The sequence below is a fragment of the Candidatus Limousia pullorum genome (assembly GCF_057405065.1).
The window spans coordinates 1846511-1872656 of sequence record NZ_CM171614.1; the positions used below are offsets into that span (position 1 = coordinate 1846511).

The window sequence follows — 26146 nt, forward strand, 5'->3', positions numbered from 1 at the left end:
TTCATATGGATTTCGTGTAAAATAAATACAGGTGTACAGTGTTTTGCTGTACACCTGTAAATCGTATTTTAGAAAGTTTAGTCCACATAAATAAAATATAATTTACTGTGGATTTCGCTTAATAAAAAATATGAAAGGAGTACAAAATGAGAACACAAATTAAAAAAGCAGTGGGCATCATAATTGCCGCTATGATTGTTATATCATCATGCCTTGCAGCGTCTGCCTATACTGCGCCTGTACAGGATGGAGTTGAAAGCATCCTTGCGGACGGATATTCAACAGATCCCAACAGATATGAGATCTATCCTTTGCCGCAGTCAGTTGTCTATGACAATGAGGAAACACCAACTTCATTTGAAATTACAAAAGAGGTCAATGTAGTTTATGACAACGACACTGACGCAGCAACAAAATCCTTCCTTAATGAAGTACTTGATAAGTACGGCATTAAAGCAACAGAAGGAACACAGACAGTTTCCGATAAGACAAATATCCTTGTCGGAGTAAAGGACAGCGGAGGTGCTGCTGATACATATGTAAAGGAAAATATCACAATCAAAAACGAAACACTTTTTGATAACTATAATCCTTATGTTCTCAGCGCAAAAGAAGGAACAATAGCAATTCTCGGTGGAGATACAGACAGCGCATACTATGGTATCGCAACATTGCAGATGATGTTCTCATCATTTGCAGGAGAGAAGTTCCTTACCGCTCAGATTGAGGACTATGCAAATGTGCTCTACAGAGGTTTCATTGAGGGTATGTATGCAATCTGGAACGACGAGGGCAGAGAAAGCCTTATGCGTTTTGCAAGAGATTACAAGATGAATACATACATCTATGCCTCAAAGAGCGACCCTTATCACACAAGCCTTTGCTATGAGCTTTATCCTGAGGATCAGATAAATGCGATTGCAGAGCTTGCAAAAATCGGTGAAGAAACAAAATGCTATTATGCATGGTCTGCACATATTGCAGGTTTCTTCTCAGGACTTAATGTAAACGATACAGAAGCTTACGAGGCAAGATATGCAAAGCTCCTTGCTAAATTCCAGCAGCTTTATGATGCAGGTGTAAGAAGATTTGCTATTCTTAACGACGACTTCCCTGCAGGACAGGTTTCTGACGTTGTTACACTAATCAACAGACTTATGGATGAATTTATCAAGCCAAACGGCTGTGAGATGATAGCTTACTGCCCTAACGGATATAACAAAGCATGGCTTGGAAGCAGCAATGAACTTAATATCCTCAGCGGACTTGATGATTCAATAATGCTTTTCTGGACAGGTGACGATGTAAACTCACCTATGACTCAGGAAACAATAGACTATGCTCAAAGCAAGTTCGACGGAGATATATGCTTCTGGCTTAACTACCCTGTAAACGAACACGGAAAGTCAGGTATGTTCCTTGGAGATATCACACATTACGCACGTGATAATGTAAAAATGAAAGGCGCAGTTTCAAACCCATGCCTTTATCCTGAGGCAAGTAAAGTAGCTCTTTATCAGCTTGCAGCTCTCTGGTGGAACAATACAAACTACAGCGAACATGCAGAGGAAATCTGGCTCAGCTCATTTAAATATCTCCAGCCGGAAGTTTACTCAGCATTTACTACAATAGGAAGAAACATCTCTAACGCTCCTGGTTCAGGAAGAGTTCCTCAGGGATTCCCTGAAAGTGAATATATAAAGGAAGCTTTGGAGAGCGTTGAAGCAAAGATAGTTGCCGGTGAAGATATTACAAATGACCAGGAAGTAAAGGATTTGCTTGCTGAGTTTGATAATATTATTGCAGCTGTTGACACAATGAAGACAAGCTGTGACAATCAGGCACTTGTTGACGAGCTTACCCCTTGGTTTAATTCTTTGCAGAATGTTACAGCAGCTGCTAAGAGCGTTGTAGAAGGCGTTATAGCTTCTCAGTCAGGTGATACAGGAACTGCATGGGATATGTTCTCACAGGCGGTTGAACAGTATGACAAATATGACAGCTTTACCTACCTTAACGGCGACGGCAATTACAGCACAGCTTTGGCAGGAAGCAAGAGAATAGAGCCATTCGTATCAGAGGTACTTCCTGTTCTCGAAAAGGCAGTTATGGATGTTGTTGACCCTGACGGTACATGTACAGGAAACGATGATATCGGCTTTATGGGCGTAATCGGCGGAAATAAAGTTGAGGCAAACGCAAATACAGACAAGCTTTTTGACGGCGATGACAGCACAGTAATGTCATTCAATACAGTTCAGAAAGCAAACGACTATATCGGCTGGAATTTCGGAGCTGTTACAAAGGTAACATCCGTTAGAATTCTCAACGGTTCTTCAAGCACAGACCACGATAAGATTTATCAGGCTGTTCTTGAGTATTCAACCGATGGTAACAGATGGACAGAAATCAAGCAAATGAACTGTGAAGAAGAGTTCGTTGCTGATAATCTCAATGTTGAGGCTAAATACATCCGCCTCAGAATTACAGGATTTGACAATCCTGCGAACCCATCCAAGAAGGATTACTGGCTCCATGTAAGAGCTTTTGATATCGAATTTGATGACAATAGAATCTATACAAATATTGAAAACACACAGAACCTTGCAGTTACACAGAACGGAGACGACTACACATTGACAGGTATTTCAGGTATTACACTTGAAAAAGGTCAGTATGTGGGAATAGCTCTTCCCAAGGCTGTAATCGGAGCAAACTTAGCTCTCTCTGAGACTGCAAGTGCTTTGAATGCAAACGGACTTTCATTGGTATACTCAGCAAACGGCGACGTATGGAAAGATGCAGAGTCTATAAGCGGAGCTGTTGTGAAATATGCAGTTATCAGAAATGACGGAACAGAGCCTGTTACAGTTAATGCACAGAGCCTTGTGCTTACAATTTCATCCGATGAAATTTCCGGAAAAATGATAGAAAACTCCCTTAGCAACGCTCTTAAAGAGGGAAGCTGGGATAACGTATTTGACGGCGACTATTCAACATATGCCTGGACAAATGAAGGACAGGTAAAGGGTCAGTATTTCATATTCGACTTGGGCAAGGAGATGCCGGTTAACGAAGTTAAAATGGTATTCTCAGACAATCCTGTAAAGCCAAGACTTTATAATGCTGAACTCCAGATTGCTTCTGACCTTGAAGGCGAATGGACTACAATTAAGACATTCAATAATGACCTTGTAAACGACTATGCACTTGAAGGCAATTACAGAATAGCATATGCAGACGGTAACGGACAGACAGCCAGATATGTAAAAATTCTGGTAGGAGATGTTCCGGCAGAGGCAGGAAATCCATACTTGAGAATTCATGAAATTGATATCAACTATGATACTCCTAAGGCTGTTCCGGGAATTACAGGTACAGTTCAGGGCGATTACACTGCAATAGCTGATAAGGACCTTACAACACTCTTTACAGCTTCTGCACCTGTAAATCAGGACGACTACATCCTTTATGAGCTTACAGATTCAATCTATGTAAACAGACTTGTTGTGCTTCAGACAGATGATTGTGTTGGCAAGGTAAGAGCAATCGCAATTGACAAGGACGGAGCAGAACACGATTTGGGCGTACTCAATGAGAAAGTAAACACACTTAATATTGATTACGGCTCATCTAAAGAGGAAAACAATGTGGCAAGTCTGAAGCTTGTTTATGACCAGGGCGCAGTTCCTGCAATATATGAGATTGTTTCCGTATATTCAGACCCAGAAGAGTCACAGCCGGATCCGATAACAAATATCGCCCTCAAAAAGACTGTAGAGGCTTCAGGAAACGAAGTTGAAGGTCAGTGGGGTCCTGAGCTTGCAGTTGACGGAATTGACAACACAGATGTTTCAAGATGGTCTGCTGCTATAATGAACAACAAGGATGGTTCAGCTCAGATTCCACAGTGGTATACCATTGATTTGGGAGAGGGCAAGAAGGCTGTAGATGTTGAAAGCATTGTAATTAAATTCTACAAGAAGGTTTGGTCTACAGACTATGTTATCGAAACAAGTGCCGACGGCAAATCATGGACAAAGGTTGCTGAAAAGACAAGAGCTAACGGCGACAGCCAGGATATTATCGATACCTTTACAAGTGAGTCCGGCAGCGGTGAGCTTCAGAGATATGTAAGATTTACATTCAATAAGGTAAACGAAAATGCAGCCGGCTGGTCAGTTTCCGTAAGAGAATTTGAAATTTACGGAAGACTTGCAGATGCTGATAAGGAGCCTGTTGAAATCATGGGCGATATCAACAAGAACGGTAATTTGGATATAGGTGATGCGACTATTCTCCAGAGTTACCTTGCAAGACAGATTGATATAAATGACCCTGCTTTTGACTTCTCACATGCAGACCTGAGCAACGACGGAAAACTTACTGTGCTGGATGCAACACTTATTCAGATAGCTATTGCAAAGGGTGAAGCACCTGTTGTTCCTACAGACCCAACAGAAGAGCCTACAACGGAGCCTTCTGAAGAAACAACAGAGCCTACAGAACCAGCAACAGAAGAAACTACAGAATCTACAGAACCAACAACAGACCCTACAGAGGAAACCACAGACGAAGACTATGAGCTTCCTTTTGTTCCTGCTGACTGATTTTCTTAGTTTATAAAACAAAGAAGGCTGCGGCACATTGCCGCAGCCTTTGATATTTAAAGCAAAACAGCTGAGAGTTGAATTCCCAGCTGTTTTTTATTTAAGTATAAATCTTAATTACAAAGCCATTTCGTATATCTTTTTAACATCTTCAGCAGTTAAAGCAACAAAAGCGTCCTCAAGACCTACGCTTGCTTTTTTAGCCATAACATCAAGAAGCTTGTCGTCAATGCCAACCTCGTGGAGAGTTGAAGGCATACCGAGAGCATTGAAGTATTCTCTTGTCTTTTTAATTGCTTCCTTGGCGATATCGTACTTGTCCATGTTTTTATCAATATCCCAAACATTAACGCCGTACTGAGCAAACTTGTCAACGGTTTTGTCGCTTAAAACATATTCCATCCAATATGGTGTCAAAATTGCAAGACCTGCGCCGTGAGTTATATCGTAATATGCGCTGAGCTCGTGCTCCATTGGGTGAATTGTCCAGGCAACAGGCTTACCCCAGGTAAGAGTGTCGTTGATTGCCCAGCTGCTTGACCACATAAGGTTTGCTCTTGCTTCGTAGTTGTCAGGCTCATCGATTGCTATTACACCGAAATGGATAACTGTTTTCAGCAAAGCTTCTGCCATTCTGTCCTGCATATATCCCTCACCGTTGGAGAAATATATTTCAAGAATGTGTGAGATAATGTCGGAAGTGCCGGCTCCTGTCTGGAACTTATTTACAGTAAATGTGTATGTAGGGTCAAGGATTGAAGCTACAGGACGCATTTTAGGATGGCCTAAACCGATTTTATCGTTTGTTTCCATATTTGAGATAACGGCGAATGTGTCCATTTCGGAACCGGTAGCGGACAAAGTCAAAACGCTTATAACCGGAGTAACATCGGTTATCTTGGATGGGTCAACAACAATATCCCATGGGTCGCCGTCATAATGTGCGCTGGCTGCAATTACCTTAGCACAGTCAATAGTTGAACCGCCGCCGATAGGAATTACAACATCAATGTTTTCCTGTTTGCAGATATCTGCGCCTTTTTTAACTGTTGTAACTCTTGGGTTTGGCTCAACGCCGGAAAGCTCAAGGCAGTCAACTCCTGCTTCTGCAAGATATTTCTTAGCATCGTCAAGGATGCCGTTTCTCTTTACGCTTCCGCCGCCGTAAACGATGAGAGCTTTTTTACCATACTTTTTGGCTATAGAGCCGATATTTTTAATCTGACCTTTTCCAAACCATATTTCGGTTGGAATAGAATAGGTAAAGTTTATCATTATAATTCTCTCCTTTAATATAAGATTACAATAATTATACTATTTAATTGGTGGTCTGTAAATGATATTTTGTTGAAAATTGATATTTTAATAGCGAATTTTTTTAAGAAATTATAAAAACTAAAGTGTATCTAACACTATTATGTATTATTATGGAAATATAATAAATTATTATTTTATTTTATGAAACAGATGTGGTATAATATAATCAAAGGAAAATGTATGGTATCTGTCAATTTTAAGGAGGCTTCATCACAATGGATAACAAAACAAACATCAAGCAGGAAGATATAACCAGAGTTAAAGCGATGGGTTTTCTGTGGAACAAAGGTACAGAATGTTTTAACGGACGTGTTATCACACGCAACGGAAAGATTACAGCAGAAGAGTGCAAATGCATATCTGAGGCTGCTGAGAAGTTCGGCAACGGCAATATAGCCATGACAACAAGACTTACTATGGAAGTACAGGGTATTCCATATGAGAAGATTGATGATTTCAGAGCCTTTGTAGCACAGGCAGGTCTTGAAACAGGCGGTACAGGTGATAAGGTTCGTCCTGTTGTAAGCTGTAAGGGTACTACATGCCATTTCGGTCTTATTGACACATATGCAATTTCTGAAGAAATTCACAAAAGATTTTTCAAAGGTTACGGCAATGTGAAGCTTCCTCATAAATTTAAAATAGCAGTTGGCGGATGTCCAAACAACTGTGTAAAGCCTGACCTTAACGATATCGGTATTGTAGGTCAGCGTATACGTCATTTTAATACAGAAAAATGCCGTGGATGTAAAAAATGTATGATAGCTCAGGCATGTCCTATGGGAGCAATCAAAGTTGAAAACGGAGTTGCAGTGACAGATAAGAGCATATGCAACAACTGCGGCAGATGTCTTACAAAGTGTCCTTTCCACGCAAACAACGAATATGAAACAGCATACCGCATATATATCGGAGGCCGCTGGGGCAAGAAAACAGCAATGGGCAGATCTTTGAGCGTTTTGCTTAAGAGTGAGGAAGAGGTATACAATGTAGTTGAAAGCGCATTGCTTTTCTTTAAAGAAAACGGAAACAAAAAAGAGAGATTTGCAGACCTTGTTACAAGAATGGGATTTGAAAACGTTGAGAAACAGCTTTTGAGCGGAGAGCTGCTCAAGAGAAAAGAGGAAATAATTGCAAAGGAATAAAATGAATAATTTGCAGTTAAGTCCTGCATATTTTACACAAAAAAGATAATAGAATGTTAAGTGACGCTGGAAAGTTATTTTCCGGCGTCTTTGTGTTTTTGTGAAAATTATGTATAGAAAAGGTGAATGTTGAAAGAACTTATGTCAGTTTGTTGCCAAAGCTGAAAGTGGCATGTTTTTTGTTGACAACACTTTTATTTTAAACTATAATATTGTTAGCATGATAACTATTTAGGAGGCGGCTATGAATAGCAAAACACATCTTGGCCTTGAAATCAAAGTACTGTCTAATTTACTTAAAAGAAAGGTTCACTGTTTCTTGCCTCAGATAAATGCACAGCTTACTGACAGCGAACGTCAGGTGATAGGATTTTTGTATCATAATAAGGACAAAGACATTTTTCAGAGAGATGTGGAATTAAAATTTGTAATCAGAAGGTCAACGGCGTCAAGAATGCTTAAAGGACTTGAAGAGAAAAATTTTATAACCAGAGAACCTGTTAAGGGTGACGCAAGACTGAAAAAAATATGTCTTACTCCTACAGCTCAAACGATGCAGGCAAATGTCCTTGATAGACTTGACGATTTTGAAGATTTGCTGAGCAGAGGAATATCAGAGGAAGAAATGAACGTATTTTTTACTGTTGCAGAAAAAATAAAAAAGAACCTTGAAGAGGTACAATGATTTCAGATGTAGACGTTTATTGCCGAACATGCGATTTTTGAAACGAACATTTGTAAGGAGGTAACAAAGATGATAAAAAGATTGGCGTCGAGCATACGAGAGTACAAGAAAGACTCGATTTTAACGCCTATTTTTGTATCATGTGAGGTGTTGATGGAGGTTATAATTCCTTTGCTTATGGCAAACCTCATTGACAAAGGCATCGAAGTCGGAGATATGAATTATATCTTCTGGATGGGTCTTGTGCTTATTGTGCTTACAATAGCAGCGCTTGTATTCGGTGCATTATCCGGTAAATGCGCAGCTAAAGCATCCGCAGGTTTTGCGGCAAATTTAAGAAAAGACATGTATTACAACGTGCAGAATTTTTCTTTCTCAAACATTGACAAATTTTCCACAGCGGGTATTGTCACAAGGCTTACAACTGACGTTACAAATGTTCAGAACGCCTACATGATGCTTATACGTTCAGCAGTTCGATGCCCGTTAATGCTTATTTTTGCGCTTATAATGACATTTACAATAAACGCAAAATTTGCCGGAATGTTCTTTTTGGTAATAATAGTTCTGGGTGTAGGACTTATAGCCATATTCAAGTCAGCTCACCCGATATTCGAGAGAGTATTCAAGACTTATGATGTACTAAACACTGTAGTTCAGGAAAATGTTACAGGTATCAGAGTTGTAAAGTCCTTTGTAAGAGAAGACTATGAAAAGAAGAAAATGGGAAAAGTTTCCGATAAGATTTTCAAGGACTTTACAAAGGCTGAAAGAATAGTAACCCTCAACGCACCGCTTATGATGTTCTGCGTTTATGGATGTATGCTTCTTATAGCATGGTTCGGCACAAACTTTGTAGTAGGCGGAGAGATGACAACAGGTAACATCACCAGCCTTTTCACCTATGTAATGCAGATTCTTATGAGTATGATGTTCCTTTCAATGGTTGCTGTTATGATAATCATGGCAAGAGCATCAGCAGAAAGAATTGTTGAAGTATTAGAAGAGGTAAGCGACCTTCAGAACTGTGAAAACCCAATTACAGAAATTCCTGATGGTTCAGTTGTTTTTGACAATGTAAACTTCAGCTATAAGAAGAATAGAAAGTTCTGTTTAAGCGATGTAAACCTTGAAATTAAATCAGGTGAAACAATCGGAATAATAGGAGGAACAGGTTCTTCAAAAACATCACTTGTACAGCTTATTCCAAGACTTTATGACGCAACAGAAGGCGTGGTAAAAGTCGGCGGTATAGATGTAAGAAAGTATGATATTGAAAGCCTCAGAAACGAAGTTTCAATGGTTCTTCAGAAGAACGTGCTTTTCTCCGGAACTATAAAGGAGAACCTCAGATGGGGTAATGAAAATGCCACAGACGAGGAGATAGTGAGAGTATGTAAGCTTGCCCAGGCTGATGACTTTGTATCAGCTTTCCCACAGGGATATGATACATATATAGAGCAGGGCGGTTCTAACGTATCCGGCGGACAGAAGCAGAGATTGTGTATAGCAAGAGCATTGCTTAAGAAGCCGAAAATACTTATTCTCGACGATTCCACCAGTGCGGTTGATACCAAGACAGATGCCCTTATCAGAAAGGCTATGCGTGAGGAGATACCGAATACAACAAAATTCATAATCGCTCAGAGAATTTCCTCTGTTGAGGACGCAGATAAAATCATTGTAATGGACGGAGGAAAGGTAACTGCCTTTGGCCCGCATAAGCAGCTTTTGGAAACAAGCGAAATTTATCGTGAAGTTTACGAATCTCAGACGAGAGGAGGCGGCGACGATGAGTAAAAAGAAAAAAGTATCAAGAAAGCATACAGCCGGCAGACTTTTGGGCTATGTATTCAAAGGTTATAAGCTGAGATTTTTCGTGGTAACAATTTGTATTCTTGTCAGCGCAATAGTAACTGTTGTAGGTTCACTGTTTATACAGAAACTCATCGATGATTTTATAACACCTTTGTCCCAGTCGCCAAACCCTGATTTTTCAGGCTTGTTGAAAGCGGTTGGAATAATGGCTATAATTTACGCCTCAGGTGTTTTGTCCACATTCCTTTATAACAGAATGATGGTTAGTATTTCACAGGGCGTTTTGAAAGATATAAGAATGGAAATGTTCTCAAAGATGCAGAGCCTTCCAATCAGATATTTTGATACCCACACCCACGGCGACATAATGAGCCATTACACCAACGATACAGACGCACTCAGACAGATGCTTTCACAGAGTATCCCCCAGATACTTTCAGCAAGCGTTTCTGTAATATTTGTATTCTTTACAATGATTTTCACAAACTGGGCGCTTACTTTGGTTGTTATATTGGGCTGTGTAATCATGTTTACCACAATCAAGTTTATCACAGGAAAGAGTTCACGTTACTTTGTAAAGCAGCAGATATCCCTCGGCGATATCAACGGCTATATCGAAGAGATGATAGGCGGACAGAAGGTTGTAAAGGTGTTCTGTCACGAGGAAAAAGCCAAGGAAGCCTTTGATAAACACAATGATGAGCTGAGAAAGAACGCAGATAATGCAAACAAATATGCAAATATTTTGATGCCTATAATGCAGAACCTGGGAAACCTCCAGTATGTGCTTATAGCTATTGTAGGCGGTCTTTTGGCAGTAAACGGACTTGCAGGAATGACACTGGGAACAATCGCAGCATTCCTCCAGCTTTCAAAAAGCTTTACCCAGCCTCTGGGTCAGTGCTCACAGCAGCTCAACGCTGTTATTATGGCTCTTGCCGGAGCACAGAGAATTTTCGAGCTTATGGACGAAGAGCCGGAGCAGGACGAGGGATATGTAACACTTGTAAACTCTCAGTATGTTGACGGCAAGCTTACAGAGGCTGACCACCGTACAGGTTCATGGGCTTGGAAACATCCTCACGGCGACGGAACAGTTACATACACACCGCTCACAGGTGATGTAAGAATGTTTGACGTTGACTTTGGATATGTTCCTGAAAAGACAGTTCTTCACAACGTAACACTGTACGCAAAGCCGGGACAAAAGGTTGCCTTTGTTGGTTCTACCGGTGCCGGAAAGACCACTATCACAAATCTTATTAACAGATTTTACGATATAGCAGACGGTAAAATCAGATACGATGATATCAATATAAATAAGATTAAAAAGAGCGACCTTAGAAAATCTTTGGGTATCGTATTGCAGGATACAAACCTGTTTACCGGAACCGTAAAAGAAAACATCAGATACGGAAAGCTTGACGCGACAAACGAAGAGATAATAAGAGCGGCAAAGATAGCCAATGCTCACGACTTCATTACAAGACTTCCGGAGGGTTATGATACAATGCTCACAGGCAACGGCGCAAACCTTTCACAGGGTCAGCGTCAGCTTATAGCAATAGCACGTGCCGCAGTAGCAGACCCGCCTGTTATGATACTTGACGAAGCTACATCAAGTATTGATACAAGAACAGAAGCATTGGTACAGAAAGGTATGGATAGACTTATGGAGGGCAGAACAGTATTTGTTATTGCCCACAGGCTTTCAACTGTAAGAAATTCCGATGCTATTATGGTTCTTGAACACGGCAGAATTATAGAGCGTGGCAGCCATGACGAGCTTATTGCAAAGCGTGGAAAGTATTATCAGCTTTACACAGGTGCTTTTGAGCTTGAGTAAAAACTTACAAAAATACAAAATTATAATAGGTTAATTTATGTAATAAATGCCAAATTTTAACCGTGAACCTTACAATTTTGTAAGGTTCACGGTTTTGCTGTTTTTTTATGATATAATCACTATAAGGTCAGTAAAGTTATAAATAAGGAAAAATTATTATATCCTTTATATGTTTATTACTTTGCGGAAAAATACAGCGTTGTCGAGAGATATTTTGAATAGTTAAAGTGAGGTGAGGAAATCTGCTGTAAAATATTGCAAAAGTTAACTGCAATATTATAAAAATACAGTGATATCAGTGGAAAAATAAAATAAGACGGAGGAAAAAACAGGAAATCAAAAAGGAGGAACAAAACATGAAAAAACGATTTATGGCGGTATTGCTCAGTGCGTTGATGGTAGTTTCATTACTGCCTGTTACAGCATCTGCAGACGAAACCGAAAATATCGGAAATGAAATCACCATGGAAGTAACTGAGTCAATAGGCGAAGTACAGGAAGTGGCGACAATGTCAGCGTCTTCTGCTGATTCGGCAGAGGCTTTGGCAGACTGGAATTCGTCATATCTCAACGAATTGGAAACAAAAATTTATAACTCCATAGCATCTCAGATGGAGGAAAGGGCTGTAACCGGCGGAGAAATGATATTTTATTATGCCTTTGACGGAATGAGCTTTGACAACGGCGGAGAAACAGATACCGATAAACTCTTAGAGCTTGCTAATGACTACTACAGAGATAGAATAAATGTAACAAAAATATATTCATGCTTAATGATTGAATATCCATATGAAATGTTCTGGTTTGATAAAATGGCTGAAGGCTATGGTTCAATTGGATTTAGTATTTCTACTTCAGGTAATACAACAACCATACTCAACACTACATTTTATATGCCGGTTTATGGAGATTATCAGGATAAAGGCTCTTCAAAACCTGCAAATACATTGAGCAGCAGCGCAGCGTCAAAGGCAGCTCAGGCAGCCGCCTATGCTCAGGAGATAGTAGACGCCAATGCAGGCAAAAGCGATATGGAAAAGCTTCAGGCATATAAGGAAGCTATCTGCGGCCTTGCATCTTACGATTTAGAGGGCGTTGAGATTGTCGGAAATCCGGATCATCCGTTATTCGATACATTCTACGGAGATCCTTTCCAGATAACCAATGTGTTTGACCGTGATCCAAGTACAGAGAGTATGGCTGAGGGTTACGCAAAAGCATTTAAGTATCTTTGTGATTTGTCCGATTTTGACAGCACAGCATGCTACTATGTTATGGGAGAAATGACCGCAACAGGTACAGGCGGATTTATTCCCGGAGACGTACAGTACTGGATAGACTATAGCTGGAATGTGGTTAAGACAGAAGGAAAAAGCTATCTTGTAGACGTAACAAACTGTGATACAGGAACATTCGGTGAGCCTGATTATGTGTTCATGAAAGAACCTGCAAGAGGCAATATGAATGACGGATATTGGTTCAACGGTGCCAAAGATTCAGAGATACATTACACCTATTCTTTATCAAACGGAATCCTTGATAATACTATCCTTGACCTTAACGGAAGATATATGACAGGTTCAATATCTCTCAGCGGTACACCTACAATAGGTGAAACTCTGACAGTTGAAGTAAAAGGCGCTCCGACATTCAGCACAATTCAGTGGTACAGAGATGATACCCCTATTCCCGGAGCAAACGGAAACACCTATACTCTCAGCTCAGGCGAGGACGTAGGTAAAATAATCAAGGTTGTTGTATCAGCAAGCGGCTGTGAGGGTACATTGACTGCTCAGACCTCTGAGGCGGTCAAAAAGGCAAACCCGGAGCCTGTAAATGATATAAACATACTTTCAATAACCGAAACAACCATTACAGTTGAAACTCATCCGGGAGAAGTATACGCTTGTATAGACGCATCCACAGGTGATATCCAGCTTCCGACCGATGAACAGTGGGGCACTTCCGGAGATTTCACAGGACTTTCAGCCGGAAGAGTATATGTAATATTTGCAAGAAGAAATGAAACAGATACCCATTACGGAACACCTACATACGGTTATAAATATGAGATAGTAACAACAAGTGCTAAAATCATTATGCGTGTTGAGGTTACTGTAGATTCGCCGGTGAAATATCAGGAGCTTCCTACTACAGCTACAGTAAATACAGCCAACATGACAGCTACATTGGCATGGTACGAGGGGCAGGAGGCAACAGGCGAACCCGTTACAGGAAAAGCAAAGCCTAACCAGTACTATACCGCTAAGGTAACCCTTCAGGCGGATGACGGTTATGAATTTGGCAAGGGCTGCTATGTAAAGGTAAATGACGCTACTGCTGAATTTCCATTAGAGGGTCAGACTGTTATGGGAATAAACGTGCATTTTAAACAGCCTACTGCACCTGTAGAGCTTACAAATATTGAAGTAACAAAACAGCCTGATAAGACAGACTATATTGACGGTGAAAAGTTCGACCCAACAGGAATGACAGTAACCGCATACTATGACGACGGCACAAACAAGCCTGTTGATTTAAGCGAATGTACATTTACACCTGAAACACTTATAGGCGGAGTAAACGAAGTGACAGTAAGCTACGGCGGAAAAACAGCTTCTGTTCCTGTAACAGTTACAGTTCCTGTAGAACTTACAGGCATTGAGATAACAAAACAGCCGAATAAAACCGAGTATAAGGAAAACGAAAGCTTTGACCCGACAGGAATGGAGGTAAAAGCAAAATACAGCGACGGTTCAAGCGAAACCGTATCTCTTGATGAATGTACATTCTCTCCTGAAACAATCACAGAGGGAGTGACCTCCGTAACAGTAACCTATAAGGAAAAAACAGCATCCGTTCCGGTAACAGTTATTGAGGCAGAGCTTACAGGTATTGAAATAACAAAACAGCCTGATAAAACAGAGTATTTTGACGGCGACAGCTTCGACCCAACAGGAATGGAGATAACAGCTGCATATGAAAACGGTTCAACAAAGCCTGTTTCAATCGAAAACTGCACATTCTCTCCTGAAACGCTTACAGAGGGAGTAACCTTTGTAACAGTAACCTATAATGGAAAAACAGCATCCGTTCCGGTAACAGTTAAAGCGGTAGAGCTTGCAGGTATCGAAGTAACAAAACAGCCTGATAAGACAGAATACTTTGACGGTGACAGCTTCGACCCAACAGGTATAGAAATAACAGCCGTTTATAACAACGGTTCAAGAGAAGTTGTTTCAACAGAGGAATGCACATTCTCTCCTGAAAAGCTTACAGCAGGATTAAACTCAGTAACAGTAACCTATAACGGAAAAACAGCTTCTGTTTCCGTAACAGTAAAGGCTATAGAGCTTACAGGTATAGAAGTTACAAAACAGCCTAACAAGACTGTTTATGAGATAGGCGATAAATTTGACCCCACAGGAATGGAGATAACAGCTTCCTACAACAACGGTTCAAAAGCACCTGTTTCAATAGATGAATGTACTTTCTCACCTGAAACAATGACAAAGGGATTAAAGGAAGTAACAGTAAGCTACAACGGAAAAACAGCTTCTGTACTTGTAACTGTTAACATTCCTGAGCTTGCAGGTATTAAGGTTACAAAACAGCCTGATAAGATTGTTTATAATCCTGGCGAAAGCTTTGACCCCACAGGCATAGAGATAGAAGCAATATATGCCAACGGCACAAAAGAACCTGTACAGACAAGCGAATGTGTATTCACTCCTGATGTGCTTTCAGAGGGAGATACAGAGGTAACAGTAAGCTACGGCGGAAAAACAGCATTAGTTTATGTAGCGGTTTATTCCCAAAACTCACTTCCAAATTACCTTTATGTGGGCAATTCAATCATATACTTGGCGGATAATTTTTACTATACTTCCAATGACGGAGGAAAAACCTGGACAGTTTATGAAAACGGTATTCCGGAGGACAACTACATACACTATAACAAGGGAGTTCTGACCCTGCACAATGCTGCAATTGTGCAGGATAACTTCCAATCGGATTCAATGGGTTGTGGTATTTATGCTGTTAGTAGATCCGGCAATTCACTTGCACTGACAATTATACTTGAAGGTGAAAATACTGTCTACGGTGCAGCTTACGGAATTTTTGTTACTGGAGAAAGAGGCGCAGATTGGACCGGACTAGATACATCTCTGACCATACAAGGTCCGGGAAGTCTTAATGTCAAAGGTGATAATGGTAACGGCAAAGGTATATTGGTTATCGGCGGAAGCGGAAATTCTACCATTACTATAAACAATGCTTCTGTTGTTGCCGGGGTTGCTGAAAATGGCTCATATGGAACCGGAATAGGTATACAATCAGGCATATATTCTAAAAACCCGGAGCTTACTATCAATGTTAACGGCGGCAGTCTCACAGCCGGCGGAAGCAATTGTCGTAGTGGAATAGAATATTATGTGGGAGCTTCTGACGCTGTAGGAAGTGCAAAGCTGAATGTCAGCGATGACGCAGTTGTAAACGCAATTAGCGGTATCAAAGGAACAATAATTATGACTCCTATTGATGTGACAATAGCGAACAGTGACGACAGAGGCAGTATTGTCCTTGACGGCAAAAACGGTACTGTTTACGGCAATACGGAATTGCAGGAAAACCTTGAAATCGGCGAAGACGAGAGCCTTACTGTCAATAGCGGAAGCAGTCTCACAGTTCCTGCTGATACAACTTTAACTAATAAAGGAAATATAATCAATGACGGCGAGATTACCAATAAAGGTAATATAATCAACGACGGCGAGATTACCAACAACAATGGAATAACCAACGACGGTGAGATTGCTAACAATGGTGGAGTAACCAACGACGGCGAGATTACCAACAACAATGGAATAACCAACGACGGCGAGATTACCAACAACGGAGGAATGACCAACGACGGCGAGATTGCCAACAACGGTGGAATAACCAACGACGGCGAGATTACTAACAACGGTGGAATAACCAATAGCGGTGAGATTGCCAACAACGGAAATATGATTAACGACGGTGAGATTAAGTTAGAGACCGGAGGTAAACTGGATGGCGAAATCACCGGAACAGGTACAGTTAAATATGCACCGACTATCACTACAGAAAGCCTTGCAGGCGGCAATGCAGGCATGTACTATGAGCAGCAGCTTAACGCAGACGGCGAACCAACAATTACATGGAGCGTTACAGAGGGTTCATTGCCTGAGGGATTGAGCATTGATGAAAACACAGGAATAATTTCAGGAAAACCGGCCGCAGGCGGAACATACACCTTTACGGTAACTGCAACCAACAGTATTGACAGCTGCAGCAAAGAGTTCTCCATAGTAATTTATGGATTGGGTGATATAAATATGGACGGTATATTAAGTATTTCCGATGCTACCACTATACAGAGCTATATTGCAGCAAATCCAATTGATGGAACATTTAACGAAAGCTTGGCTGATGCAAATCAGGATGGAAAAATTTCAATATACGATGTATCATTGATTCAGACAATTATCGCAAATAAATAATCTCAATAAATTATCCGCAAACAGCGGATAATGAGAATCTTTATTATGAACAACAGCAGCAGTCCGATGAAAGTCGGGCTGCTGTTTGTTTATAAAGCACTATTAGTTTTGCATAGTATTTTATATTATATAAAAATTATATAAATTATACTTATTTTAAGTGAAATTATGTAATAAATACCAAATATCAGCCGTGAACCTTACAATTTTGTAAGGTTCACGGTTTTGCTGTTTTTTTATGATATAATCACTATAAGGTCAGTAAAGTTATAAATAAGGAAAAATTATTATATCCTTTATATGTTTATTACTTTGCGGAAAAATACAGCGTTGTCGAGAGATATTTTGAATAGTTAAAGTGAGGTGAGGAAATCTGCTGTAAAATATTGCAAAAGTTAACTGCAATATTATAAAAATACAGTGATATCAGTGGAAAAATAAAATAAGACGGAGGAAAAAACAGGAAATCAAAAAGGAGGAACAAAACATGAAAAAACGATTTATGGCGGTATTGCTCAGTGCGTTGATGGTAGTTTCATTACTGCCCGTTACAGCATTTGCAGACGAAACCGAGAATATCGGAAATGAAATCACCATGGAAGTAACCGAGTCAATGGGCGAAGTACAAGAAGTGGCGACAATGTCAGCGCCTTCTGCTGATTCCGCAGAGGTTTTGGCAGATTGGAATTCGTCATATCTCAACGAATTGGAAACAAAAGTCTATAACGACCTTGCTGCCAAAATAGTGGAAACAGTACACAACGGCGGAGAAATGATACTTACTATCAGTCTTAACGGCGTAAGTATTGACAACGGAGGAGAAACGGACAACGATAAGCGTTTAGAGCTTGCCAAGAAGTATATCGAAGAAAATATAAGAACAACTCGTATATATAATGCCTTGATTTGTAATTATCCGTACGAAATGTTCTGGTATGATTTAATGGACCGCAGTTTTGGTTCAATGGGCTATAGTATTTCTACTGTTGGAAATACAACATATATAACCAGTATTACATACTATATGCCGGTTTACAGTGATTATCAGGATAAAAACTCTGAAAATCCTAAAAACACATTAAGCAGCAGTGCAGCGTCAAAGGGAGCAAAAGCAGCTGCCAATGCACAGGAAATCGTAAACGCCAATGCAGGAAAAAGTGATATGGAAAAGCTTGAGGTCTATAAGGATGCTATTTGCGATCTTGCATCTTACGATTTAGAGGCCAGAGAAATTATTGGCAATCCGGATCATCCGTTATTCGATACATTCTACGGAGATCCTTTCCAGATAACCAGCGTGTTTGACCGTGACCCTGAGACCGAGTCAACATCAGAGGCATATGCAAAAGCCTTTAAATACCTTTGTGATTTATCTGATTTTGACAGTACAGAGTGTTACTATGTAACAGGAAATTTAATTGGAAACGGCACAAGCGGATTTGTTCCTGGAGGCGAACAGAATTGGCTGAATTTCAGCTGGAACATTGTCAAGACAGAAGGAAAAAGCTACCTTGTAGACGTAATAAACAGTGATACAGGCACTTTCGGAGAACCTGATTATGTGTTTATGAAGGAACCTGCAAGAGGCAATATGAATGACGGATATTGGTTCAACGGAGCCAACGGTTCAGAGATAAATTATATTTATAGCAGTGTTTTTACGACGGACGGACTGTATGATGCTACTATCCTTGACCTTAACGGAAGATATATGACAGGTTCAATATCTCTCAGCGGTACACCTACAATAGGTGAAACTCTGACAGTTGAAGTAAAAGGCGCTCCGACATTCAGCACAATTCAGTGGTACAGAGATGATACCCCTATTCCCGGAGCGAACGGAAACACCTATACTCTCAGTTCCGGCGAGGACGTAGGTAAAATCATCAAGGTTGTTGTATCAGCAAACGGCTGTGAGGGTACATTGACTGCTCAGACCTCTGAGGCAGTCAAAAAGGCAAACCCAGAGCCTGTAAATGATATAAACATACTGTCAGTAACAGATACAAGCATTACAATCCAAACCTATCCTGGAGAAGTATATGCCTGCGTTGATTTGTCTGACTCGGTTTCATATCCAACCGAGGAGCAGTGGGGCACTTCAGGAGAGTTTACCGGACTGTCTGCCGGAAAGGCATATGCAGTATTTGCAAGAAGAAATGAGACAGATACCCATTATGGAACAACTACAACCGGTTATAAATTTGAGGTAGTAACAACAAGCACAAGAATCATTATGCGTGTTGAGGTTACTATAGACCAGCCGGTGAAATACCAAGACTTGCCCGCTGAAGCTACAGTACATACATCTAATATGACAGCTACATTGGTATGGTACGAGGGTCAAGACACAACAGGCGAACCTGTTACAGGAAAAGCAAAGCCTAACCAGTACTATACCGCTAAGGTTACCCTTCAGGCGGATGATGGTTATGAATTTGGTAAGGGCTGCTATGTAAAGGTAAATGACGCTACCGCTGAATTTCCATTAGAGGGTCAGAGTGTTATGTCGATGAATATAATATTTCAAAGTCCTACAGCTCCGGTAGAACTTACAAATATTGAAGTAACAAAACAGCCTGACAAGACAGACTATATTGACGGTGAAAAGTTTGACCCAACAGGAATGACAGTAACCGCATACTATGACGACGGAACAAACAATACTGTAGATTTAAGCGAATGTACCTTTACACCTGAAACACTTACAGGAGGAATAAACGAAGTAACAGTAAGCTACGGCGGAAAAACAGCTTCTGTTCCTGTAACAGTTACCGTTCCCAGAGAGCTTACAGGTATTGAGGTAACAAAACAGCCGGATAAGACTGAGTATAAGGAAAATGAAAGCTTTGACCCAACAGGAATGGAGGTAAAAGCAAAGTACAGCGACGGCTCAAGTGAAACAGTATCTCTTGATGAATGTACATTCTCTCCGGAAATACTCACAGAAGGAGTAACCTTTGTAACTGTAACCTATAAGGAAAAAACAGCATCCGTTCCGGTAACAGTTATTGAGGCAGAGCTTACAGGTATTGAAATAACAAAACAGCCTGATAAAACAGAGTATTTTGACGGCGACAGCTTCGACCCAACAGGAATGGAGATAACAGCTGCATATGAAAACGGTTCAACAAAGCCTGTTTCAATCGAAAACTGCACATTCTCTCCTGAAACACTTACAGAGGGAGTAACCTTTGTAACAGTAACCTATAATGGAAAAACAGCATCCGTTCCGGTAACAGTTAAAGCTGTAGAGCTTGCAGGTATCGAAGTAACAAAACAGCCTGATAAGACAGAATACTTTGACGGTGACAGCTTCGACCCAACAGGTATAGAAATAACAGCCGTTTATAACAATGGTTCAAGAGAAACTGTTTCAGCAGAAGACTGCACATTCTCTCCTGAAACACTTACAGAGGGCTTAACTTCTGTAACAGTAACATATAATGGAAAAACAGCTTTAGTTTATATAACTGTTAATTCGGAGAATAATGCTCCTAAGTCTGTTTGCGTAGGTAATACAGATATTACTTCAGGCGGTTACTGGACTTCTGTTGATGGCATAACATGGACAAAATATGACGGTATTCCGGAAGATAACTATGTGTATTATAATCCTGATTATAATACTCTAACACTTCATAATGCGACAATTCATGGCGAGGATTGTGGAATTTATGTTTGTGGATTTCCACATAAATCTGTAGATATGACAATTATACTGGAGGGGGAAAATATTATTTCCAACACAGGAGGAATTCGTATTACTACAGATTCATATAAAGACACATTAGGTAAAGATGTAACTTTGACCATAAATGGTCCGGGCAGTCTTAAGGTGGATAGCTGGCAGCATGGTATTAATATAAATGGTGATTCCGGAAAAGCGACGCTTAATATTAACAATGCTTCTGTTGAAGCAAATGGAAAAGACTTTTTGGGAAGAGGAATCAGCCTTTATGCAGGTGTGTATGCTGAATTTAGTCAACTTATCATCAATATTAATGAAAGCAGCGTAACAGCAAGAAGTGATTTTGGAAATTATAGAAGCGGAATCTATTATAATGGTACTTCATCATCTGATAATATCGCTAAACTGAATATTAGCAACAATTCAGCGGTAACCATAATTGGAGGTATTAAAACAATTGATACAGCTCCGCCAATTCCTGAAGTAGATGATAACAGTGTTTTAAATTGTATCGTCTTTAATGGCAACGACAGAATTGTTTACGGCGATGTGGAATTGCAGATGGACTTCACTATAAAAAGTGGAGAGTCCATGACTATACCGGAGGGTGCAAGTCTTAGCACAGGAAGTTATGCTGTAATAGTAAAAAACGGCGGCATACTGAACGGTGTTGTAAACGGTACAGTTAAATATGCACCGACTATCACAACAGAAAGCCTTGTAAGCGGCGATGTGTTGACATCCTATGAACAGCAGCTTAACGCAGACGGTGACCCAACCATTACATGGAGTATTACAGAGGGTTCATTACCTGAGGGATTAAGCCTTGATGAAAACACAGGAATAATTTCAGGAAAACCTTCCGCAGGCGGAAAATACACCTTTACGGTAACTGCAACCAACAGCATTGACAGCTACAGCAAAGAGTTCTCCATAGTAATTTATGGATTGGGTGATATAAATATGGACGGTATATTAAGTATTTCCGATGCTACCACTATACAGAGCTATATTGCAGCAAATCCAATTGATGGAACATTTAACGAAAGCTTGGCTGATGCAAATCAGGATGGAAAAATTTCAATATACGATGTATCATTGATTCAGACAATTATTGCAAATAAATAATCTCAATAAATTATCCGCAAACAGCGGATAATGAGAATCTTTATTATGAACAACAGCAGCAGTCCGATGAAAGTCGGGCTGCTGTTTGCTTTCCTAAAGAATATTTGAAATATGCGGAAGTTCGTTGTCCATTATGGTTTTTAAATCCTCTTTGAGCTTTTCTGCTGTCAGAAGGAAATCAAACTCTTCACCGTTTTCAAGGCAGAATGTCATTTCTTTTATATCAGATGAAATCTCAACAGTTTTTTCATGTTGGATAAACATATTTATTGTGGGATTGGATTTAGTCCAAAGGTCGGAAACCTCGTGGCAGATTTCTACAGCTTCCGAAGTCTGGTCATTTCTGCAAAGCTCGGTTGCCTGCTCAATAAGACGTATGCTTTCCTTTGCAGGATTGAAAACAATATATAGTTCAAAAAAAGCGGCGGCAATTGTGAAAATTAAAAAAATTACGGCAAGGTAAATTCTCTTCATATGTTTTTGCTCTCTTTCAGAATTATTGAAGTTATTTTCTTTTTGTCCGCAGTAAGTATGAAAATATCTTCCTTTTTAAGTTTAAGCTCTGAAAGTCTTTTCACAAGAATTTCTTCATTCATGCCGCACAGCTTTAAGGAATTGCTTAAAATTTCCCCGTCGTTAATAACCACAGCCTCTATGCCGTCGTCTTTTGTTTTTATTTTTGATTGTGCGCAGGTTGGAGTTCTGTAGGATGGTTTTTGCAGAACGCTTATTGAGCCGTTAGTTTCGGCGATACAGTACTGAACCTCGTTTAGTGAAAAAATATTTAACTGCCTTAACTGGGCGCAAAGGTCTTCGGTGCTTATTCTAAGCCTTTTCATCTGACTTTCTAAAAGCTTTCCGTCCTCAATAAGAAGTACTGGACTTCCGCAGATAAGCTTGCGGAATTTGCTCTTTTTCAGCATTATCACACTAAATATTATCTCCATGGACATAAGTACAAGTATGGGGATAATACCGCTTAAAAGGGGTTGTGAAGTGTTTTGGAGAGGTATTGCGGCAATATCGGAAATTATCAGTGTTATTACAAGCTCGGAGGTTTGCATATCGCTGATTTGCCTTTTTCCCATTATGCGCATGGCGGCTATTATAAAAACATATATCAGCGCAGATCTGACAGCGGAAATAAACATGGTATTCCTCCTTTTTCCAATGTATTATTCCCGCTGTCATTATTTTTATTCCTTGTAAACAGATACATAAAAAGTATAATACAGTAAAAATTGCCAATGCTCTTATTGGTGATGTATATGGATAAATCTCTTAAAAAAAATATTTTGGATTTTAAGGAGATGTTTTCTTCTTCGGCGGATTTTACCATAAGGGAGTTTAAGATTAACACACCTAAAGGGAAAAATGCCGCCGTCTTTACAATGGAGGGAATGTGCAACAAGGAAACCTTGGCAATTTCCGTTATAAACCCCATTATGGGATGCAGATACAGAAGTGACAATGGGTGTGAACTCCTCGAAGTTATAAAAACCTCTGTTATAACAGCCTCGGAAATGGTGGATGTAAAGGACACGGAAATGTTTCTTACACTGCTTATGTCGGGGTTTGCAATAATTGCCGTTGACGGATGCGAAAATATGTTGGCAATCGGCTTGCAGGGTTTTTCTTTCAGAAGTGTATCCGAACCATCCGGAGAAACCATACAGAGAGGCTCCAGGGAAGGCTTTGTAGAACCATTGAGAATAAATATGACACTTATCAGACGAAGAATAAAAAGCCCAAAGCTGGTGTTTGAAACTATGACCGTAGGAACACTTTCAAAAACTCAAATATGTTTATGTTATCTTTCCGACAGAACATCAAAGCAGATTTTAAAAAAGCTGAAAGAGGAACTGGGTAAATGCGATTTAGAAACAGTGCTGGCGGCGGGATATCTTGTTCCTTTTTTAGAGGACAATGAGGAAAAATCTCTGTTTACAGGGGTGGGAATTTCAGAAAGACCTGATACAATATGCGGAAAAATCACAGAAGGACGAATTGCGGTTATGATTGACGGTTCGCCCTCTGTGCTTTATGTGCCGAAGCTTTTTGTTGAAAACTTTCAGAGCTTTGACGATTATTCAAACAGACCCTATTACGCCGCTTTTACCAGAATTTTAAAATATATCTCTTTTCTTGCGGCTATCTATATTCCCGGACTTTATGTAGCTTTTGCAACCTTTCACCCGGAGCTTTTTCCGCCGGGAATACTTTCAAAAATAGTAAGCTCTGTTACACAAACGCCTTTACCGCTGATGCTTGAAGTTTTGCTTATACATTTTATATATGAAATTATGAGAGAAGCAGGACTGAGAATACCAAAGCCTTTAGGACATGCGGTTGGTATTGTGGGCGCACTTGTAATAGGCGAATCTGCCGTAAGCGCCGGCATTATCGGTTCTCCTACACTTATGGTTGTGGCTATAGCGGCAATCGCTTCCTACACCATACCGGATTTGTACCCATGTATAACAATTTTAAGACTTGTGTATATAATATGCGGAGGTATTTTGGGGTTGTGGGGAATAGTGCTTGTGTCCTTTGTTATGCTTTTAAATCTCTGTGGAAAAAACTGCTTCGGTGTTCCTTACGCCTCACCTTTTGCGCCGTTTATGCCTTGGGCAATGCGTGACACTTTTATCAGGGCAAGCTGGAAAAAGCTTGCTAAAAAGGTTTTGAAAATTCAAGATGTCAAAGGAGCTGACGAAGAGCGATGAGGTTAAAGGGAAATGTTAGTTCTTTTAGCTTTTATCTTTTTATGGCGGTGGTGCAGATTTCTGCCTTTTTCGGATTTTTTGCCCATTTACCTCAAGGAGTGACGGCTTACGGGATAATTTTAGCTCTGCCTTTTGCTTTTGTGATATCCGCAGTTATTATGTACTTTGCTTTTAAGCTTTTTGATAATTGCGGAAGCGACACATCAAAAGCTCTGAAAAAAGGTTTGCCCTCATCAGCTATTGTTTATAAATATGTTTTAAGCGTATTTTTGCTTCTTGCCGCCATTATAACGGTTATGAGGTATACGGATTTTGTTTCTGAATGTATCAATAAGGAAGTATCACCTGTAATCCTTATATTTCTTACAATGTGCGGTGTGCTTTACGGAAGCTGTAAAGGCCTTGAAGCCATGTGCGGAGCAAACGGCATTATATTTACTGTCTGCGTGATTTTGCTTACGGTGTTGTTTATCGGTTTAATTCCTCAAATCAGCATTGATGAAGGCACTGTTGCAGGATTTTCTGAAACGGGAATTTTTTCTGTTTTAAGCTCACTTGTGTACTTGATTTCAGGGTTGAGCACCTTACCCCTTTGTATAATCCTTTCAGAAAAATCTAAAGGCAACAACAGACGCTCTGCCGCAGGTTTTCTTTTAATTTATTATCTTACTGCGATTATTTCAGTTGTTTTTGTAATTGTTTGTCTCGGTGTGTTTTCACTTCAGGAGAATAACCCTCTTTACGCTCTTTCAAAGCTTTCGGGAATGAGCGTAATTGAGGAAAATGACGGATTATTCTTTATAGTAAGAACAGCCTTTGTATTTTTAGAGCTTTCGGGATATGCAATAGGGTTTTCTTCACTTTTTGAAAGAAGCGGAAGCAGAAAGAGCAGTATCGTTTTTTGCCTGCTGACTTTTGTCATAAGTGAAATTCTCTATGAATTTTTAAAGCTCAGAGCGGATATTTTTGCATATGGAATTATATTTGGAATGGTTCTTATATCTGTGGTTGCGGCGGTATTTTTTAAAAGGTCGGTAACAGGAGGGACAAAATGAAAAAGGTTTATCTTTCTTTTATAGCTTTTATGCTGGTGCTTTCCTTTTCCTCCTGCGCAATAACAGAAGTAAACGAAAAGGCGATAATTGAGGGAGTTTTTGTAAATGAATCGGGCGGACAGCTTGAATATACCTTTGCAGTGCCTCTTTATGAAGAGGAAGAGATTACCCAGGAATATATAACGGTTACGGCGGAAAATTTGGAAACAGCATTTGACGGATTGGAGAAAGTGACGGCAAAAAAGCCTTTTCCGGGTCAAAACAAATATGTTATTCTATCGGACAATCTTAACTCTGAACAGGTAAAAGAAGTTCTTAAAGATATGTCTGCCGATTATGAATGGAGAAAGGATTGTGTTTTCTTTTTTGCCGACGATAAAGCTTTTGATTATATCCGTGAAGAAAAGATAACATCGGAACACATTGTGGATTTTATAGAAATCTACAATGCAAAGAACCGTAAAAAGACAACCGGACTTTTTAAAGCGGAAAAAGCCTCTAAAGAGGAATTATATGAATATATTTTCCCTGTATTTACCATAGAAGAGGAGGGACTTTCTGAGAAAGAAACCAGAACAATCTGAAAAAATATACAAA

General features: G+C 39.9%; 13 protein-coding genes. 10 read left to right on the forward strand and 3 right to left on the reverse strand.

From position 1 onward, the window contains the following. The first annotated feature begins 146 nt into the window (after positions 1-146). Positions 147-4610, forward strand: a complete 4464-nt coding sequence (locus CGICJO_RS08445) for a beta-N-acetylglucosaminidase domain-containing protein (protein ID WP_486498553.1) — start codon at positions 147-149, stop codon at positions 4608-4610. A gap of 117 nt (positions 4611-4727) precedes the next feature. On the opposite strand, the gene CGICJO_RS08450 is transcribed toward CGICJO_RS08445, so the two are convergent. After that, positions 4728-5885, reverse strand: coding sequence for an iron-containing alcohol dehydrogenase (locus tag CGICJO_RS08450; protein WP_486498554.1), 1158 nt, complete (start codon positions 5883-5885; stop codon positions 4728-4730). Between the two features lie 257 nt (positions 5886-6142). Here CGICJO_RS08450 and CGICJO_RS08455 point away from each other — a divergent pair, with 257 nt between their 5' ends. The 6 genes from CGICJO_RS08455 to CGICJO_RS08480 all read left to right on the forward strand — a co-directional run bounded on the left by CGICJO_RS08455 (position 6143) and on the right by CGICJO_RS08480 (position 21768). Next, positions 6143-7072: a ferredoxin-like domain-containing protein gene (locus CGICJO_RS08455; RefSeq protein WP_486498555.1), complete on the forward strand. Its 930-nt coding sequence runs from the start codon at positions 6143-6145 to the stop codon at positions 7070-7072. A 244-nt stretch (positions 7073-7316) separates the two neighbouring features. Continuing rightward, entirely contained in the window at positions 7317-7757 is a 441-nt protein-coding gene (locus CGICJO_RS08460) for a MarR family winged helix-turn-helix transcriptional regulator (RefSeq protein WP_486498556.1), read from the forward strand. A 69-nt stretch (positions 7758-7826) separates the two neighbouring features. After that, positions 7827-9557 (forward strand): ABC transporter ATP-binding protein, encoded by a 1731-nt coding sequence (locus tag CGICJO_RS08465; RefSeq protein ID WP_486498557.1) that lies wholly within the window; start codon positions 7827-7829, stop codon positions 9555-9557. Then, entirely contained in the window at positions 9550-11421 is a 1872-nt protein-coding gene (locus CGICJO_RS08470; RefSeq protein WP_486498558.1) for an ABC transporter ATP-binding protein, read from the forward strand. The genes CGICJO_RS08465 and CGICJO_RS08470 overlap by 8 nt, the downstream gene beginning before the upstream one ends. A gap of 356 nt (positions 11422-11777) precedes the next feature. Beyond that, positions 11778-16949 carry a bacterial Ig-like domain-containing protein gene (locus CGICJO_RS08475; protein ID WP_486498559.1) on the forward strand — a complete coding sequence of 1724 codons (5172 nt, stop codon included), beginning with the start codon at positions 11778-11780 and terminating at the stop codon, positions 16947-16949. Positions 16950-17436: 487 nt separating this feature from the next. Continuing rightward, the gene (locus CGICJO_RS08480) at positions 17437-21768 is read left to right on the forward strand and encodes a bacterial Ig-like domain-containing protein (RefSeq protein ID WP_486498560.1); all 4332 of its coding nucleotides are present in this window, start codon (positions 17437-17439) and stop codon (positions 21766-21768) included. 93 nt (positions 21769-21861) lie between these two features. On the opposite strand, the gene CGICJO_RS08485 is transcribed toward CGICJO_RS08480, so the two are convergent. Both CGICJO_RS08485 and CGICJO_RS08490 read right to left on the reverse strand, forming a co-directional pair. After that, positions 21862-22242 (reverse strand): DUF4363 family protein, encoded by a 381-nt coding sequence (locus CGICJO_RS08485; RefSeq protein WP_486498561.1) that lies wholly within the window; start codon positions 22240-22242, stop codon positions 21862-21864. Further along, on the reverse strand, positions 22239-22919 hold the full coding sequence (locus CGICJO_RS08490; RefSeq protein WP_486498562.1) for a DUF421 domain-containing protein: 681 nt from the start codon (positions 22917-22919) through the stop codon (positions 22239-22241). Before CGICJO_RS08490 ends, CGICJO_RS08485 begins: the two co-directional genes overlap by 4 nt. A gap of 117 nt (positions 22920-23036) precedes the next feature. On the opposite strand from CGICJO_RS08490, the gene CGICJO_RS08495 reads away from it, so the two are divergent. Genes CGICJO_RS08495 through CGICJO_RS08505 form a run of 3 tightly spaced genes read left to right on the forward strand, consistent with a single transcriptional unit; the run spans position 23037 to position 26133 of the window. Beyond that, positions 23037-24494: a spore germination protein gene (locus CGICJO_RS08495; RefSeq protein WP_486498563.1), complete on the forward strand. Its 1458-nt coding sequence runs from the start codon at positions 23037-23039 to the stop codon at positions 24492-24494. Next, a complete protein-coding gene (locus CGICJO_RS08500; protein WP_486498564.1) occupies positions 24491-25549 on the forward strand; it encodes a hypothetical protein in 1059 nt (352 codons plus the stop codon). The genes CGICJO_RS08495 and CGICJO_RS08500 overlap by 4 nt, the downstream gene beginning before the upstream one ends. Continuing rightward, the gene (locus CGICJO_RS08505; RefSeq protein WP_486498565.1) at positions 25546-26133 is read left to right on the forward strand and encodes a Ger(x)C family spore germination protein; all 588 of its coding nucleotides are present in this window, start codon (positions 25546-25548) and stop codon (positions 26131-26133) included. The genes CGICJO_RS08500 and CGICJO_RS08505 overlap by 4 nt, the downstream gene beginning before the upstream one ends. Positions 26134-26146: the final 13 nt, after the last annotated feature.